The sequence below is a fragment of the Salmonella bongori NCTC 12419 genome, assembly GCF_000252995.1.
Classification (GTDB): Bacteria; Pseudomonadota; Gammaproteobacteria; order Enterobacterales; family Enterobacteriaceae; genus Salmonella; species Salmonella bongori.
Genome location: NC_015761.1, coordinates 1,599,052 through 1,614,374, shown reverse-complemented (window position 1 = coordinate 1,614,374; position 15,323 = coordinate 1,599,052). Strand labels below are relative to the sequence as shown.

Below are 15,323 nucleotides of genomic sequence, written 5' to 3'. Positions count from 1 at the left end.
CGTCTTTCGGAGAGATCCGGTACTCATTCTGTATGCGTCCGGTAGCCTATTGAGAGCAAAAAGGAGGAACAATGCAAATGAGGCAATTTCCAGTACTCTCCGGAAGAACATTATTTGCGGTGAATACCGTTGGGCAGTGGTTGGCGCAAAATGATTTTTCCGGCGAACAACCTTATTCGTCGGATTGTGTCATCCTGGCGGGCAACGCAGTGATCCCCACTATCGATGCAGCCTGTCGTATCGCCAAAGCGCAGGGCGTTCCTTTACTGATTAGCGGCGGCATTGGCCATTCAACGCCATTTTTGTACGCCGCGATCGCCCGGCATCCCCGCTACAATATTATTCGTACCACCGGACGTACCGAAGCTGCAATCCTCGCTGATATTGCGAATCAGTTCTGGCATATTCCGGCAGAGAAAATTTGGGTGGAAGATCAGTCTACCAATTGTGGTGAAAATGCCCGTTTTTCTTGTGCATTACTCCGTCAGGCAAAAGAAAGTATTAACACCGCTATCGTTGTGCAAGATCCCACTATGCAGCGGCGCACGATGGCGACGTTTCGTCGCGTGACGGGCGACGATATTGATGCGCCGCGCTGGCTGAGTTTTCCCGGGTTTATTCCGGAACTCTGTCATCTTAACGACGGTACAGATTTTGTTAATGCTGAAGAGGGGGTCTGGACGGTAGAGCGTTACCTTTCCCTGATTGCCGGTGAGCTGCCACGTTTGCGTGACGATGAAACAGGATACGGGCCGCGCGGTAAAAATTTTATTATTCACGTCGATATTCCACAAGATGTCGAAACAGCATGGCATATATTGCAATCGGATACGACGTTGTGCGGTATAGCTGGTCAGCGAGTGTTGCGCTAAAGATCGTCCGTTAGCGTATGCACACGGACAAGGGCGAAAACATCTCACAAAATTGATGAATTATTTATAAAAGCTGGTTATGTTGTCGCTTTATACTTTCTATTCAGGACGTATTATGGGCAATAAGTATTCCAGCCTGCAAATTGGTATTCACTGGTTAGTCTTTTTTCTGGTTATTGTGGCTTACGCTGCGATGGAATTACGTGGGTTCGTGCCGCGCAGTTATCGACCCTGGTTTAATATCACGCACGTTTCATGTGGTATTACGATTTTGATTTTAATGGTGGCGCGTTTGTGTCTCCGGCTGAAATATCCAACGCCGCCGATTGCTCCCCGCCCAAAACCCATGATGACAGGAATGGCGCATTTGGGACACCTGGTTATTTACCTGTTGTTTATAGCGCTGCCTGTTATTGGCCTGATCATGATGTATAACCGAGGCAATCCCTGGGTCGCATTTGGTATCGTAATGCCGTATGCCGTTGAAGCTAACTTTGAACGTGTGGATATGCTAAAGTCCTGGCACGTTACTTTGGCGAATCTGGGCTATTTTGTGATTGGACTTCATGCCCTCGCTGCGCTGATGCATCATTATTTCTGGAAAGACAATACGCTGTTACGCATGATGCCGCGTAAGCGTTCCTGACATTTCCCTCAGCCCCGCGTCAGGCGGGGCGATACGTTTCCCTGTTATCGTCAGAAATCCAAAGCAGATATCATAGCTTACAACGTGTGCTGTTCAGAAAACGCCTGCGTCTAATTGAGACCCGTGACGCAGGCGAAGAAGAGCGGGTCTACATCGGAAGCAAGTATTATACTTATTTGTATGACAAATAAAACAAGCAATTTATATCTTGCTATTTTATTTTAATCAATGCGTTAAATATAAAAACTGTGTTGCACCGATGATGTGGAAGCGAACAAAACCTACGCCAGGCGAGGTGCGGTTGCGGAAAATAGCGCAACGGTTCCGTGTTGCTCCAGAGTCACTTTAGCGAAGTGCTCATCTAATACGCTGTGTAACGTATCAGCTGAATCATCGGTATTGCTGAATATCCCTTTCTTGTTGTATACCGCCATCAATTTCTTGCCAAAGGCGTTATGAGAAACCGCTTTGCCCAGAATAGTGGCGCCAAAAAGCGTGCCGCCAGGTTTAAGCGCCATACCGGCATTTTTAATTGCTTTCGCTTTCGTTGCCATATCACCAGGTAAGCAATGCAGGAGATAGTACATTGAGACGGAATCGAACCGTCCCTGCCAGTCCGCGGGAAACGTTTCGAAAACATCATGTTGTAGTGTGTCGCGGATTTTTTCATCACCCACACGGCCGGCGGCTATTTTCAGGCTATCCGGATTCAAATCCATCAGTGAAATGGCATGGTTCTCAGGTGCATGTTTCAGGTAATATCCTGTGCCTACACCAATATCCAGATGAGTCTCGCCCATATGATGCAGGAAAAAAGGAAGGAGCCGCGTATCAGTAGGGCACTTCCAGGCATATTTGTTGGAAATATTGAGTACCCACCAGTCATATAAGCTAAGCGTAAATGGGTTATAGACTTTTGCGCCTGATTGTTGTGTATGCTTCATTGTTCTCTCACTAAATAGTTTCGCGGTGGGATTAAAACAATGAAATAATCGTTAGGCAAGCATTAATCAGGGGGGTGAGTAATATGATTCGGTAGTTGAAATTCATCGCATATATTAAGCGGCCATTATATTATGACAGTTAATAAACATACATATAATAGCGAAGCTCATGATAGTGAATATATATAACGCAATAATATAACTTAAAACACCAATCAACAATAGGTGTGATATTGATCGCACTCAGTAATGAATTAAGCTCAATTCAATAATCCTTATCGTAGAGGCGTAGCAACTTACGCTCCAGAAGTCTGCTCAAAATGACAATAAACGTAACGCCCGTAAGATACACAATGGCGGCAAAAAAATAGGCATGAAAAAATTTAAAGTTTGTTGCTGCAACTTCCTGAATACGTGCAAAAAATTCCGTGTATTGGATTAGGAAAACGATGGAGCTGTCTTTAAGGTTATTAATTACCTGATTGGTTAAGGCTGGAATAGAGGACAGGAATACCTGAGGTAGTATTATCAAAAAAAACACCTGCTGTTTGTTAAATCCCTGAACGATTGCCGCTTCAGTTTCATATTTACTCAATGCATTATAGGCGGTGGTCATGTATGCGGCATTATAAGCCCCCACGTTTAATGTAAATCCTGTCACCGCAACAGTAAAAGGGGATAGATTAATACCGATTGGTGGTAGGCCATAATAAATAACAAATAAAATGAGAATAAGTGGTGTGCCGATAAAGAAATCCATGTACATTTTGGCTATCGTTTTTACTACTGCCCGATGACTAAGTCTCAGGAAAAAAATGACAATTCCCCATAAAAAACCGGTAACAGAAACGATAAGCGCAAGCTTACAGGTTTCCTTTATGCCATCCAGGACCAGTGGAAGCTGTTCAGCCAGGTCATTAAAGAAAAGGAGCCAGCCAGCGATCATTGTTTTGCCTCACTAAAAAAAAAGTGAATTTCCGGATCTGCTTCCTGTGAAGTAATATCTGTAAAAGCACCTTCTGCCTGAATCCTGCCACGGTTAAGAAATGTTACGTCATTGCTTAGCTGTCTGGCGAGACGAACGTCATGAGTAACACATAATATGGTTACGCCATTGCTGTGAAGCTGTTTGATCAACATCCCGACTTCGCGGGTCATGAGTGGGTCAAGCGCAGACGTTGGTTCATCAAAAATAATGAGTTCGGGATCGGTAACCATTGTACGGACCAGGGCAACGCGCTGTTGCTGTCCACCTGAAAGTTGGGAAGGATATTTCTCGCTATGTGACACCATGTCAAGTTTTTGTAGTTCATGTAAGGCCTTATCCCGGGCCTCCTCTCGGGGCATCTTAAACACTTTACACAGCGCAAGAGTAATATTATCCATGACAGTAAGATGACGATACAAAGCGTAATTCTGAAATACGCAACCGACCTTTTTCCTGAACTCGAGAATATTAAATCCTTTATCATAAATATTCCTGCCATGAAAATAAATAGTCCCATCATCAGGTTGTTCCAGTCGGACCAGACAACGTAAAAGCGTGGTTTTTCCGCATCCAGATGGCCCCATGACAACTTTTATTTCCCCGCGTTGAATCTTCAGGTTGACTGCATCAAGGATTCGTTTGCTTGAATATTCTTTGCTTATTTCTTTTAACTCGATTAAAAACATATGAGTTACCTTTTATTTTATACTTCAATCAATGCGATACTTTTTTTCAAAGAATCCAGCCAGAAGAATAAATATTTTATAAATAGTAAAATATAAGACTCCGGAAAGGGCGTAGATCTGCAACCCGTTCATTGTGAAGGCGGTCAGAGACATGGCCTGCTTCGTTATCTCGGCGATACCAACTGTATAAGCAAAGGGCGTTGCTTTTAATACAGAAGAAAATTCATTGATAATGGCAGGTACAGAAAAACGCAACATCTGTGGTAGTTCAATGTTTAGGATAATTTGTAATCGACTCATGCCAGCAATTTTCGCTGCCGTTATTTCAACGGGTTCAACCAGGGTCAGTGCTCCCCTGAACACTTCTGCAAGATAGCTTCCGCTGATTAAGCCAATACTGATATTCATGGCCATCAGCGGGGAAACATTTATACTAATCGATGGCAATCCAAAATAAACAAGAAAAACAGCAATTAATACCGGAATTCCACGAAGTGTAAAAACCAGGATATCGAGCATTCGCTGCAGTGGGCGAGGGCATAGCCGCCGTAATACGGCGACTGCAAGCCCGACAAAAAAAGCTGAGAGAAAACAGGTAAATGTTACAAGCAGAGTGTTACTCACTCCTTCCAGTAAGAAATAAAATATTGTCAGCATATTATGTGATGACATAAATTACTATTTCATCCATTTATCAACGATGCTGGATATTTTCTGTGGTCCCTGTTCTTTAAGCCATAAATTAAAATCGTCACGCACTGGAGAACCTTTCTTAAAGGCGACGCCAAGTTGATCAACTCCTTTGAAAACATAACGGCTTTCTATCGGCATGTTTTGTTTGTTTTTGAAACTAAAGTAAACAGGTTCCTCTATGAATGCCAAATCAAGATTGCCGTTTTTTAGATCGGTTATGGTTTCATTGTACGTTGGATACAGTTTTACTTTGTTTAACGAGTAGTAACCCTTGGGCTCCAGATCGTTTTTGATAAGGTCAGAGTAAGCCATCCCCCGGGGATACCCAATAGAATACTGATTTAATTCACTTAAATTTTTTATGGTTATTTTATTATTGGCCATACTGACTAAATAAAAAGAGTTAAGGTAATAAGGATCTGAGAAATCAATAACCTTCTTACGTTTGTCTGTGATTGAAATGCCCGAGAACGCGATATCTGCCTGACCACTGGCCACCGCGCCAAGCATCCCGTCCCAGGCATATTCGGTGATATTTAGTTTACAATGCCGTGACTGACAGTAAGATGAGAGAAGTTCCAGATCCATTCCCTGTAATTTTCCATCAGCGTTTTTAAATAACATGGGAGGCGAGGCCGGTGATACTGCAACATTAAGCGTTTTTCCTTCAACGATACTGCCCGCAAAAGCTGATGATGACATTATTCCTAATACTACCGGTAAGACGATTTTTTTGAACAACATGTTATTTATGCTCCTGTAGAAAGGTCATACGTGTTATAAATTAACAATCAGGATTGCGCCTGACATATGCAGACATAAACAATATGATATTGTTTATGCTCCATTTACGTTTACATGTTATCTATGATAAGCAGATAAATACTTCAGTGACCGGGGTTTTAATGTCTCTAATTATCATCTTACCAACCTATTCAGGGCCAATATAACGGCTTATCTTTTCTTGTCAAATACATTTTTTGAGCGCTATTGGTTTTCTCGTTATCTATATTTGTAAGCATATAGATTATTTGGCTGTTCAGACAGTCAAAGTCAGGCAGTATCCCCTTCAACGTTAGTATAGTTATCAAAATGTTAACTTGTTTTAATAGATAAAATCCTTAATTAAGAAATTTCTTAATATGTATTGATACAGATGCAAAACTCTTAAATTAGTATCATATACCTTGTGAGATAAACATAAATACAACTAATAAATCCAGGATTAATATTTCTATCCGGATAACAAACAGGCGTAACGTGGTTTCTCCATTAAGTTATCTTGCCAATGGTAAAATCGGTGATATTTTTGTCGGTTTTGCGCATTCCCCTCCCAAAAATACATTACCACCATATTGTTATCATGCTAACGAAAAGCGGCTGGCAATGGAACGTTTACGGAATGACAGAATGTCATTACTGTACGAGAATGTTTTCTTCGCAGGCTATGATTCGTTATGGAGATTGCACCGATTGAGTGAGTGAGAAGGGGCGCACCGTTTATGAACCGTTATGGAGTTAATATGGCTAATGTGATTGAAGATTAATAGAGATGAAATGCATTTACTCTTTATTATTAATAATGAAAGTAAATATATTGTCAACGAACGGGAATTAATCTTAGAAATGTAATGGCTGGCTGCTATTATTCGTTATTGACTGTCATCTTAATTAACAGTATATCCTCATGGATTCATAGAGAGGGTGTAAACTGAATAATTTGAGTGCTTATCATATACTATCTATTAATCACCTTGATGTAACCTGAAGATGTATTCTTGATTTTGTGTCAGTTATTGAAATAATTTTATACAGGTTAATATAGAATGAATGATGATTCGATTATTAAAAATTCTTCGATACTTTTAGCTTATTTAGGTGGTCTGGGTTGGGGGAGCGCTTATTTTTATGGTTGGGGTGTGTCTGCTTATTATGGTTTTCCCTGGTGGTATGTGGGGGTTGGACCAGATAATATTGCCAGAAGTCTATTTCATGCTATTAGCCTGATGGCTATTTTTATAATGGCATGGGGGGTTGGTATTTTATTATTTTTTATAGTAAAGCAGAAAGCGCGTATTAAAGATCTTAGTTTTGTACGTCTTTTTTTAGCCGCGGTTTTGTTTTTTATTCCTCTGGTTGTTGAATTTTCTATATTAACGAAGACATTTCTATGGGAGTTTTTGCTTATCGTTTTCCTGGTGGCTTTATGCTTGTCTGTGGGAATGCGGTTTTATAGTAAATTGATGCCAGTAATTTGCCTTACTCAGTTAACCTGGGTGCGAAAGAATTGTTTGGCCATAATTATGGTTGGTTTTATTATATATTTTTGGCTCTTTTCTTTTTTTGTTGGGGCTTATAAGCCGCAATTAAAAAAAGAGTATGAGATGATATTATATGACGGTGGCTGGTACTATGTATTGGCCAGGTATCATGATAGTTTTGTTTTATCAAAATCCTTTACCAGTAATAATAATAGGTTTATTATCTTTAGACCAGATGATGGTCACTCTTATGAAATCGCCCTCGTTAAGGTCAGACTTTAGTAAATTAACAGGGATATTTAGGCGATAAATATCCCTTCCTTTCTCATTGTATAAGTTATTCATGTGACAGTTATATGACGCATTTCTGTATATTGCGTATAATGCGGCTTTGATATCCTCTCAGCATTGTTGTGACTAATGATATGAATCTTAACCATTTTTGCTATTTGCTACTGGCCTGCGCGGCGGCAGGAAGTTTTTTTACGTTGCATCCCTTCGTGATGTGGTTTCTGCTCGCCAATGTGTTAACGCTGGTGATTTATGGAGTAGACAAACTGGCGGCACGTAAAGCCTGGCGTAGAGTACCGGAATCCACGTTGTTGGTCTTTGGGGTGGTAGGAGGGTGGCCTGGCGCGATCGTTGGTCAACGGCTCTTCCGCCATAAAACGCAGAAGCAACCTTTTAAAACATACTTCATCTTCAGTGTGATAATCAGTATTTCAATGATGGTGGTGGCTTATCAGTTCTATCCATTTTCACCTGCCTGAACTTCGTCAGGATCTTTGCTGGCGTACAATGCACACTCAGGAAACCTTCAACAAGGTTTAAGGGGCCTGTACATTGAACAGACACCGTCTTCTGAGTAAAAAATCATGGCGTTATACAGACATAAAGATTGATAGCTTTGGCTGTCTTGATCTATCCTTTATGAAAAACTACTGTATATAAAAACAGTAAATTAAAAGGGTGATTGCCATGATGTTTTTTCAGTCTGCGGAATGTCGCACACTCAGAACCTTTCCGTTATTCAGCGACCTTGTTCCCTGCGGTTTTCCCTCGCCAGCTCAGGATTACGTTGAAACACGTATCGACCTCAACGAGCTACTGGTGCAGCATCCCAGTGCCACGTATTTTGTAAAATCCGCAGGCGATTCAATGCTTGGGGCGGGCATCGGTGATGGTGATTTACTGATTGTTGATAGTGCCCGCAATCCTGCGCATGGCGACATTGTTATCGCTGCCGTCGGGGGGGAATTCACGGTGAAACGGCTACAACTCCACCCGGTTGTCATGCTCAAACCGGAGAATAGCGCCTACACGCCTATTATTATCGGCAGCGAGGATATACTGGATATATTCGGCGTCGTGACTTTTATCGTGAAAACGGCAGGGTAACCATGTTTGCACTGGTTGATGTGAACGCGTTTTATGCCAGTTGTGAACAGGCCTTTCGGCCTGACCTGAAAGGGAGACCGGTTGTCGTTTTGTCAAATAATGATGGCTGCGTCATTTCACGATCGGCAGAAGCAAAGCCGTGGGCAGCAATGGGCGCTCCCTATTTTAAACAGAAAGCGATATTCAGCCGACATGGCGTGGTTTGTTTCAGTAGTAACTATGAGCTTTATGCCGATATGAGCCACCGGGTGATGTCCATTCTGGAAGCCCTCTCACCCCAGGTGGAGCATTACAGTATTGATGAGGCATTCTGCGATCTGACAGGGGTAAGAAACTGCCGTGATCTGACCGATTTTGGCAGGGAAATTCGCGCCACGATACAACAACGTACCCGCCTGACGGTGGGGGTAGGTATTGCGCAGACCAAAACCCTGGCAAAGCTGGCTAATTATGCAGCAAAACGGTGGCATCAATCGACGGGTGGCGTAGTTGACTTATCGAATGTTGAGCGTCAGCGTAAACTGATGGCGGTACTGTCGGTGGGGGAGGTGTGGGGAGTGGGGCACCGTATCTGCAAGAAGCTTGAAGCCATGGGGATCAGAACGGTGCTGGATCTGGCTGACAGCGATATTCACTTTATCCGGAAACACTTCAATGTCGTACTCGAAAGAACAGTGCGGGAGTTACGTGGCGAACCTTGTCTGGATCTGAAGGAATTTGTTCCCGTAAGGCAGGAAATCATCTGCTCTCGATCATTTGGCGAACGTATTACTGATTATAATTCTCTGCGCCAGGCTATCTGCTGTTATGCTTCGCGAGCGGCGGAAAAACTACGCAGCGAACACCAATATTGCCGCTTTATATCGACCTTTGTCAAAACGTCTCCGTTTGCGCTTAACGAACCGTATTACAGTAACCATGCATCGGTAAAGCTGCTTACGCCAACCCAGGATAGCAGAGATATTATTAGCGCTGCGACACACTGTCTGGATGCAATCTGGCAGGATGGGCACTGGTATCAGAAAGCGGGGGTACTGTTGGGTGACTTTTTCAGCCAGGGATTAGCCCAGCTTAATTTATTTGATGACAATGCGCCTCGTCCCGGCAGCGAGAAGTTGATGCAAGCGCTCGATGCGCTTAATGCAAAGGAAGGAAAAGGCACTCTGTATTTCGCCGGGCAAGGGATACAGCAGCAGTGGCAAATGAAACGTGAAATGCTGTCACCGCGGTACACGACAAGGTTTTCCGATCTGCTACATGTTAAGTAACTGGCTCGATCAGCTCCGGGTCCTGATTTTTCACATTTCCTACAGCGCGCGTTACGGCATGCCAGATAAACTTGTCGGCGGACACGGCCCCCTCTGCTGCTATCACCTCTGCCTCTTTTCCGCTAATATCCTGGCACACCCATTCCCGTGCGGCCTCTGGTGACAGAACCAGCGGGCGGCGGTCGTGAATATCGACCAGACCGTGGTCTGCTGCTGCCGTCACAATCAAAAAACCTTCCTCTTCATCCCCGCGTTCGAACGGTGTACTGCCGATTGCCGCCATAAAGATGGGTTGACCATCCTCGCGATGGATGAAGTAAGGCTGCTTTTTGCCGCCGTCCTTTTTCCATTCGAACCAACCATCAGCAAAACAGATTGCCCTCCCATGCTGCCATAAAGGTTTAAACATTCTGCTGGTGGCCGCAGTTTCGACGCGCGCATTGATAAGCGGTGGCTTATTCCACCATCCGGGGGCGTATCCCCAGAAGACCGGATCGAGATGCAGTTGCCCGTCACGTTCGCTCAGCAGCAGGACTTTGGTGCCCGGGGCAACGTTGTATCGTCCGATCGGTTCGGGGTCATACGCGATCTTACGCCCAGGCTCATGGGCCAGGTAAGCCAGATATTCTTCACGTGCCTGAGTTTGTGCAAAGCGTCCACACATAGAAACCTCCAGTCATTAGACTAAAAGTATAGGTTAAGACCGAGTCTGGATTTTTTACTATTAATTAAAAAACATGATAGTAAACCCCTCTATTGTATAGAGTGGTTTACATAACAATTTGAATTTTAATATTTTTTAGTTATTTACCGCCTTCAGGGGCGCAATGGGGACAATGCTATATTTATCATTGAGCATACTCACCTGGCCACCGTTAAATTCTTTAATCCACGATGAGTACACCCGGTAAACCATGAACTACACACCCATCGGTTGGTTTAGTGTCCAACTTCTGGGGGCAGTTCATTTCGCGGGTTTTCAGGTGGGTTATTTCAGGCTCACGTTTCGTAGAATCGCCTGACCAGCAACAGACTGGACCTTCCAGACCCCGTCCTCTTGCACCATGCAGTCAATAACGGTGTGCTTCTGCTTTACACCGAACGAAACGTAGATTTGCATACAGACTGGATCATAGTCTGATGACACGATCTCAATCTGCTGCCAGTCATCATCCCACTCCTGCGCCTTTATAAACATATCGGCGTCAGGAGCGTCCCCGATGTTAGGGTCTGCTGAGTTTGATTTTTTTAGGGCGGTGATTGTGTTTGATGTGACGTAGGGACGGAGCCCCTCATAGTCTGCCAGGGGGTTTTTGTCCTGTGCGAGCTGGGACATATACCAGTGATTGAATTTGAGGGCGGCCACCTCAGGCCCGTCAGAGGGCACGCCTGCAAAAGCGGTGGGGCAGATTAACACGCCGAAAATAATCAGGGGTTTCATGTCAGTTATGCCTGTAGAGTTGATAGGGTGGTTGTTGAGCACGATAGGTGTCACCTGGGTACATAGTTCGTTGTTTGAAATCTGAATACCAGGTGCCGTGACCGTCATATATACAGGCATGACCCTCCGTGCGTCCGTGGGTGGGTTGGATAACTGCGACATCCCCCTCCTGTGGTGAGCCCGATACTGGCCGGAAACCTGCGGCGTATAAATTTGCCCGTATGTCTTTTGCGAAATGAGTGTTGATTAGCCGTGCCCCACCAGCGCGGATCGCATTTGAAACAAAATGAGCGCATTTGCGTTGGCTTGAACTGCCTGCGTGCATTCGTGCATATTCAACAACTCTGTGTTTATCCCAGTCCATAAAACTTCCCTTTATAATAAAAAACACAACCCAGAAACGTTATGCCAAAAATTTAATAGTTTTTGTAATTAATTTTGTGTCGATATTAACCAATATCGGGATCGTTTATGTGTTTAAAAAATAAATTCATGAAATAACCCACTGCGTTTTGCGATATGCGAGATAAATATGACCTTTCAATTCAATAAATGCAGTGAGAAGAGTCTGGCAGGCGTGACGCTTTCGCTCTCGCCAGTAGATTTTTGCGTAACTGAGAGTTTGCGCACGAAAGAGCGCCAAATAGAACTGGTGGCGGCAGGCAAGAGCCAGACAATGAAGAGCCGCCACCTGACAGGACACGCTATTGACGTTTATGCGTATCCGCCCGGGTTGCCCCGGCGGCTCACGGGACTGGAAATACTACGAATAAATAGTACAGGCGTTTAAGCGCGCCTCCCAATATGTCCATCACCCGTATTTGCTAACTCCCTGATATTAAAAAATCTTATGTTTTACAATTAAATAAAAATTCTGATAGTATACCCCTCTATAGTATATGGAGAGTGGTATGCCGCATTCACCTGAAGATAAAAAACGTATTCTTACTCGTGTTCGTCGTATACGCGGGCAGGTCGAGGCGCTGGAGCGAGCGCTTGAGTCCGGCGAACCTTGTCTGGCAATTTTGCAACAGATAGCCGCCGTACGCGGTGCATCCAATGGTTTAATGGGTGAAATGGTTGAAATCCACCTGAAAGATGAGCTGGTCAGCGGGGATACCACGCCAGATCAGCGCGCGCTCCGGATGGCGGAAATCGGTCATCTCCTTCGTGCTTATCTAAAATAACAATTCCCCTCACCGTAACAGGAAGAGACATATGAAATCACGTGCAGCAGTTGCTTTTGGTCCCGGTCAGCCATTAAAAATTGTCGAGATTGACGTTGCGCCGCCGAAAAAAGGTGAAGTCCTGGTCAAAATCACCCATACGGGCGTTTGCCATACCGATGCCTTTACGCTTTCCGGCGACGACCCGGAAGGCGTATTCCCGGCAGTACTGGGACACGAAGGTGGCGGTGTGGTGGTTGAGGTCGGCGAGGGGGTGACCAGCCTGAAACCTGGCGACCATGTTATTCCACTGTATACGGCGGAATGCGGCGAGTGTAAGTTCTGTAAATCCGGTAAAACTAACCTTTGCCAGGCCGTACGCGCAACGCAGGGAAAAGGGCTTATGCCAGATGGCACCACCCGTTTTTCCTATCATGGTGAGCCTGTTTATCACTACATGGGAACCAGTACTTTTAGTGAATATACTGTTTGTGCGGAAATTTCTCTGGCGAAAGTTAATCCGCAGGCACCGCTGGATAAAGTGTGTTTGCTGGGGTGTGGCGTAACGACCGGTATTGGCGCTGTCCATAACACCGCCAAAGTGAAAGCGGGTGATACCGTTGCCGTCTTTGGTTTAGGCGGTATCGGGTTGGCAGTCATTCAGGGGGCGGTTCAGGCTAAAGCAGGGCGTATTTTAGCTATTGATACCAATCCGGAAAAATTTACGCTGGCGGGTGAAATGGGAGCTACAGACTTTATTAATCCGAATGATTATGACAAACCGATTCAGGACGTCATTATTGAGCTGACAGATGGCGGCGTGGATTTCAGCTTTGAATGTATCGGTAACGTTAATGTGATGCGTGCGGCGCTGGAGTGCTGCCATAAAGGCTGGGGAGAAAGCATTATTATTGGCGTCGCGGGCGCAGGGCAAGAAATTAAAACCCGCCCCTTCCAGTTAGTGACAGGCCGCGTCTGGCGCGGTTCCGCATTTGGCGGTGTGAAAGGGCGCACGCAGTTGCCAGGCATGGTAGAAGATGCGATGAACGGCAAAATTCGCTTAGATCCTTTTATTACTCACCGCCTGCCGCTGGAGCAGATTAACGATGCCTTTGAACTCATGCATCAGGGCAAATCCATCCGTACCGTTATCCATTTTGGTGATAACTGATTCATCCGCCAGCGGATTTTCTGCTGGCGCTTTGCTGAATTTTCTGGAATGAATGTTGTGAAAATGTGATGAAGGCTGCGCTTTTCGTGGTAAGCAAACGTCATGACGTGCCGATGACTCTCTAACGGGCGTGTTTACACGCATTAAACCTACAAGAGAGTAGAAGGTCATGGGCAACACATTATCGATACAAGCCTCGCATAAGCGGGGCTTCCTGCATCACATTCGGCTGGTTCCGCTGTTTTCCTCCATTCTCGGTGGCATCCTTCTTCTTTTCGCATTAAGCGCCGGGCTGGCAGGCTATTTTCTGCTACAAGCCGATCGTGATCAGCGTGATGTAACGGACGAAATCCAGGTCCGGATGGGATTATCCAACAGCGCTAACCACTTGCGCACCGCACGTATCAATATGATCCACGCCGGCGCGGCGAGCCGTATTGCCGAAATGGATGAAATGAAGGCCAATATTGCCGCCGCAGAAATGCAGATCAAGCAATCTCAGGATGGCTTTAACGCTTATATGTCCAGAGCAGTTAAAACACCTGAAGATGAGGCGCTGGATAACGAACTTAACGCCCGCTACACCGCCTATATCAATGGGTTACAACCGATGCTGAAATTTGCCAAAAATGGCATGTTCGAAGCGATTATTAACCATGAAAACGAGCACGCAAAACAACTGGATACGGCATATAATCATGTCCTGCTGAAAGCCATTGAACTGCGCACCGGGCGGGCGAAGCTTTTGGGCGAGCAGGCGTACCAACGTACCCGGCTTGGTATGATGTTTATGATTGGCGCATTTACGTTAGCGCTGGTGCTGACATTAATGACCTTTATGGTGCTGCGCCGTACGGTGATCAGACCGCTACAACAGGCTGCATTACGTATCGAACGTATTGCAGCGGGCGATCTCACCATGGATGACGAGCCCGCAGGACGCAGCGAAATCGGCCGCCTGAGCCGTCATCTACAGCAGATGCAGCATTCGTTGCAGCAAACGGTAGGGGCAGTGCGTCAGAGCGCGGAGGAAATTTATCGCGGCACCAGCGAAATTACTGCCGGTAACACGGATTTGTCTTCTCGAACGGAAGAGCAGGCCGCTGCCATTGAACAGACCGCCGCCAGTATGGAGCAGTTAACGGCAACCGTTAAACAGAATGCGGATAATGCGCATCACGCCAGTAAACTGGCGGAAGATGCCTCCGGTAAAGCCAGTCGTGGAGGCCAGATCGTTTCCGGGGTGGTTCAAACAATGGGAAATATTTCCATCAGCTCGAAAAAAATCTCAGAAATTACCGCTGTCATTAATAGTATTGCTTTCCAGACCAATATCCTGGCGCTGAATGCGGCGGTTGAAGCTGCGCGCGCCGGGGAGCAAGGACGGGGATTTGCGGTGGTCGCCAGTGAGGTTCGAACCCTTGCCAGCCGCAGCGCGCAGGCAGCAAAAGAAATTGAGGGGTTGATCGGCGAATCGGTCAACCTGATAGAACAGGGCGCTGACGAGGTTGTCGCCGCGGGGAGCACCATGAATGAGATTGTGGAAGCCGTAAAGCGCGTCAACGATATCATGCTTGAGATCGCGGCGGCTTCCGATGAACAAAGCCGTGGCATTGTTCAGGTAAGTCAGGCGATTTCCGAAATGGACAAAGTTACGCAGCAAAATGCGTCGCTGGTAGAAGAGGCTTCAGCAGCGGCGGCCTCACTTGAAGAACAAGCCGCCCGCCTGACGCAAGCCGTCGGCGCATTTCGTTTACAGGGGACAGATCCCTCTTTCCTTTAATCATTA

General features: G+C 45.5%; 16 protein-coding genes and 1 pseudogene. 10 read left to right on the top strand and 7 right to left on the bottom strand.

All coding sequences use genetic code 11. The annotated features are described in order from the left end of the window. Nucleotides 1-71: 71 nt before the first annotated feature. Nucleotides 72-872 carry a YdcF family protein gene (locus SBG_RS07595; protein WP_001178455.1) on the top strand — a complete coding sequence of 267 codons (801 nt, stop codon included), beginning with the start codon at nt 72-74 and terminating at the stop codon, nt 870-872. A gap of 115 nt (nt 873-987) precedes the next feature. Further along, the gene (cybB, locus tag SBG_RS07590) at nt 988-1,518 is read left to right on the top strand and encodes a cytochrome b561 (protein ID WP_000527285.1); all 531 of its coding nucleotides are present in this window, start codon (nt 988-990) and stop codon (nt 1,516-1,518) included. Between the two features lie 281 nt (nt 1,519-1,799). Here cybB and SBG_RS07585 read toward each other — a convergent pair whose 3' ends face one another. From SBG_RS07585 to SBG_RS07565, 5 genes are all read right to left on the bottom strand, one after another. After that, nucleotides 1,800-2,462, bottom strand: a complete 663-nt coding sequence (locus tag SBG_RS07585; RefSeq protein WP_000683310.1) for a class I SAM-dependent methyltransferase — start codon at nt 2,460-2,462, stop codon at nt 1,800-1,802. Between the two features lie 265 nt (nt 2,463-2,727). Beyond that, nucleotides 2,728-3,408, bottom strand: coding sequence for an amino acid ABC transporter permease (locus SBG_RS07580; protein WP_000560157.1), 681 nt, complete (start codon nt 3,406-3,408; stop codon nt 2,728-2,730). After that, nucleotides 3,405-4,136 carry an amino acid ABC transporter ATP-binding protein gene (locus tag SBG_RS07575; RefSeq protein WP_000478543.1) on the bottom strand — a complete coding sequence of 244 codons (732 nt, stop codon included), beginning with the start codon at nt 4,134-4,136 and terminating at the stop codon, nt 3,405-3,407. The genes SBG_RS07580 and SBG_RS07575 overlap by 4 nt, the downstream gene beginning before the upstream one ends. A 24-nt stretch (nt 4,137-4,160) precedes the next feature. After that, entirely contained in the window at nt 4,161-4,808 is a 648-nt protein-coding gene (locus tag SBG_RS07570; protein WP_000094608.1) for an amino acid ABC transporter permease, read from the bottom strand. A gap of 6 nt (nt 4,809-4,814) precedes the next feature. Beyond that, a complete protein-coding gene (locus tag SBG_RS07565) occupies nt 4,815-5,573 on the bottom strand; it encodes a transporter substrate-binding domain-containing protein (RefSeq protein WP_000897696.1) in 759 nt (252 codons plus the stop codon). 1,082 nt (nt 5,574-6,655) lie between these two features. Between SBG_RS07565 and SBG_RS07560 the strand changes: the two genes are divergently transcribed. The 4 genes from SBG_RS07560 to SBG_RS07545 all read left to right on the top strand — a co-directional run bounded on the left by SBG_RS07560 (nt 6,656) and on the right by SBG_RS07545 (nt 9,756). Further along, complete coding sequence (locus SBG_RS07560) at nt 6,656-7,372, top strand: hypothetical protein (RefSeq protein ID WP_000997194.1); 717 nt, start codon at nt 6,656-6,658, stop codon at nt 7,370-7,372. Between the two features lie 143 nt (nt 7,373-7,515). Continuing rightward, nucleotides 7,516-7,860, top strand: coding sequence for a DUF1294 domain-containing protein (locus tag SBG_RS07555; RefSeq protein ID WP_020844308.1), 345 nt, complete (start codon nt 7,516-7,518; stop codon nt 7,858-7,860). Nucleotides 7,861-8,068: 208 nt separating this feature from the next. Next, nucleotides 8,069-8,488, top strand: coding sequence for a translesion error-prone DNA polymerase V autoproteolytic subunit (locus tag SBG_RS07550; RefSeq protein WP_000971106.1), 420 nt, complete (start codon nt 8,069-8,071; stop codon nt 8,486-8,488). A gap of 2 nt (nt 8,489-8,490) precedes the next feature. After that, a complete protein-coding gene (locus SBG_RS07545; protein WP_000457827.1) occupies nt 8,491-9,756 on the top strand; it encodes a Y-family DNA polymerase in 1,266 nt (421 codons plus the stop codon). Here the strand turns inward: SBG_RS07545 and SBG_RS07540 are convergent. Continuing rightward, nucleotides 9,749-10,420 carry an SOS response-associated peptidase gene (locus tag SBG_RS07540; RefSeq protein ID WP_000334633.1) on the bottom strand — a complete coding sequence of 224 codons (672 nt, stop codon included), beginning with the start codon at nt 10,418-10,420 and terminating at the stop codon, nt 9,749-9,751. The genes SBG_RS07545 and SBG_RS07540 overlap by 8 nt on opposite strands. Before the next feature lie 324 nt (nt 10,421-10,744). Further along, complete coding sequence (locus SBG_RS07535) at nt 10,745-11,359, bottom strand: DUF3828 domain-containing protein (RefSeq protein ID WP_000080859.1); 615 nt, start codon at nt 11,357-11,359, stop codon at nt 10,745-10,747. Between the two features lie 364 nt (nt 11,360-11,723). Between SBG_RS07535 and SBG_RS22540 the strand changes: the two are divergent. The 4 genes and pseudogenes from SBG_RS22540 to SBG_RS07520 form a co-directional block, all read left to right on the top strand. Beyond that, nucleotides 11,724-11,921, top strand: a pseudogene (locus SBG_RS22540) (M15 family metallopeptidase); the annotation flags it as partial. A 187-nt stretch (nt 11,922-12,108) separates the two neighbouring features. Beyond that, complete coding sequence (locus SBG_RS07530; RefSeq protein WP_001120767.1) at nt 12,109-12,384, top strand: metal/formaldehyde-sensitive transcriptional repressor; 276 nt, start codon at nt 12,109-12,111, stop codon at nt 12,382-12,384. A gap of 31 nt (nt 12,385-12,415) precedes the next feature. Further along, entirely contained in the window at nt 12,416-13,534 is a 1,119-nt protein-coding gene (locus SBG_RS07525) for an S-(hydroxymethyl)glutathione dehydrogenase/class III alcohol dehydrogenase (protein ID WP_000842136.1), read from the top strand. Nucleotides 13,535-13,703: 169 nt separating this feature from the next. Next, nucleotides 13,704-15,317 (top strand): methyl-accepting chemotaxis protein, encoded by a 1,614-nt coding sequence (locus SBG_RS07520; protein WP_000528557.1) that lies wholly within the window; start codon nt 13,704-13,706, stop codon nt 15,315-15,317. The last annotated feature ends 6 nt before the right edge of the window (nt 15,318-15,323 follow it).

Coding starts and splice junctions, on each gene's coding strand:
- SBG_RS07550 (WP_000971106.1), top strand. CDS start 8,069: ATGATGTTTTTTCAGTCTGCGGAATGTCGCACACTCAGAACCTTTCCG.
- SBG_RS07580 (WP_000560157.1), bottom strand. CDS start 3,408: ATGATCGCTGGCTGGCTCCTTTTCTTTAATGACCTGGCTGAACAGCTT.
- SBG_RS07555 (WP_020844308.1), top strand. CDS start 7,516: ATGAATCTTAACCATTTTTGCTATTTGCTACTGGCCTGCGCGGCGGCA.
- SBG_RS07545 (WP_000457827.1), top strand. CDS start 8,491: ATGTTTGCACTGGTTGATGTGAACGCGTTTTATGCCAGTTGTGAACAG.
- SBG_RS07595 (WP_001178455.1), top strand. CDS start 72: ATGCAAATGAGGCAATTTCCAGTACTCTCCGGAAGAACATTATTTGCG.
- SBG_RS07585 (WP_000683310.1), bottom strand. CDS start 2,462: ATGAAGCATACACAACAATCAGGCGCAAAAGTCTATAACCCATTTACG.
- SBG_RS07530 (WP_001120767.1), top strand. CDS start 12,109: ATGCCGCATTCACCTGAAGATAAAAAACGTATTCTTACTCGTGTTCGT.
- SBG_RS07575 (WP_000478543.1), bottom strand. CDS start 4,136: ATGTTTTTAATCGAGTTAAAAGAAATAAGCAAAGAATATTCAAGCAAA.
- SBG_RS07570 (WP_000094608.1), bottom strand. CDS start 4,808: ATGTCATCACATAATATGCTGACAATATTTTATTTCTTACTGGAAGGA.
- SBG_RS07520 (WP_000528557.1), top strand. CDS start 13,704: ATGGGCAACACATTATCGATACAAGCCTCGCATAAGCGGGGCTTCCTG.
- SBG_RS07540 (WP_000334633.1), bottom strand. CDS start 10,420: ATGTGTGGACGCTTTGCACAAACTCAGGCACGTGAAGAATATCTGGCT.
- SBG_RS07560 (WP_000997194.1), top strand. CDS start 6,656: ATGAATGATGATTCGATTATTAAAAATTCTTCGATACTTTTAGCTTAT.
- SBG_RS07525 (WP_000842136.1), top strand. CDS start 12,416: ATGAAATCACGTGCAGCAGTTGCTTTTGGTCCCGGTCAGCCATTAAAA.
- SBG_RS07565 (WP_000897696.1), bottom strand. CDS start 5,573: ATGTTGTTCAAAAAAATCGTCTTACCGGTAGTATTAGGAATAATGTCA.
- SBG_RS07535 (WP_000080859.1), bottom strand. CDS start 11,359: ATGTCGCAGTTATCCAACCCACCCACGGACGCACGGAGGGTCATGCCT.
- cybB (WP_000527285.1), top strand. CDS start 988: ATGGGCAATAAGTATTCCAGCCTGCAAATTGGTATTCACTGGTTAGTC.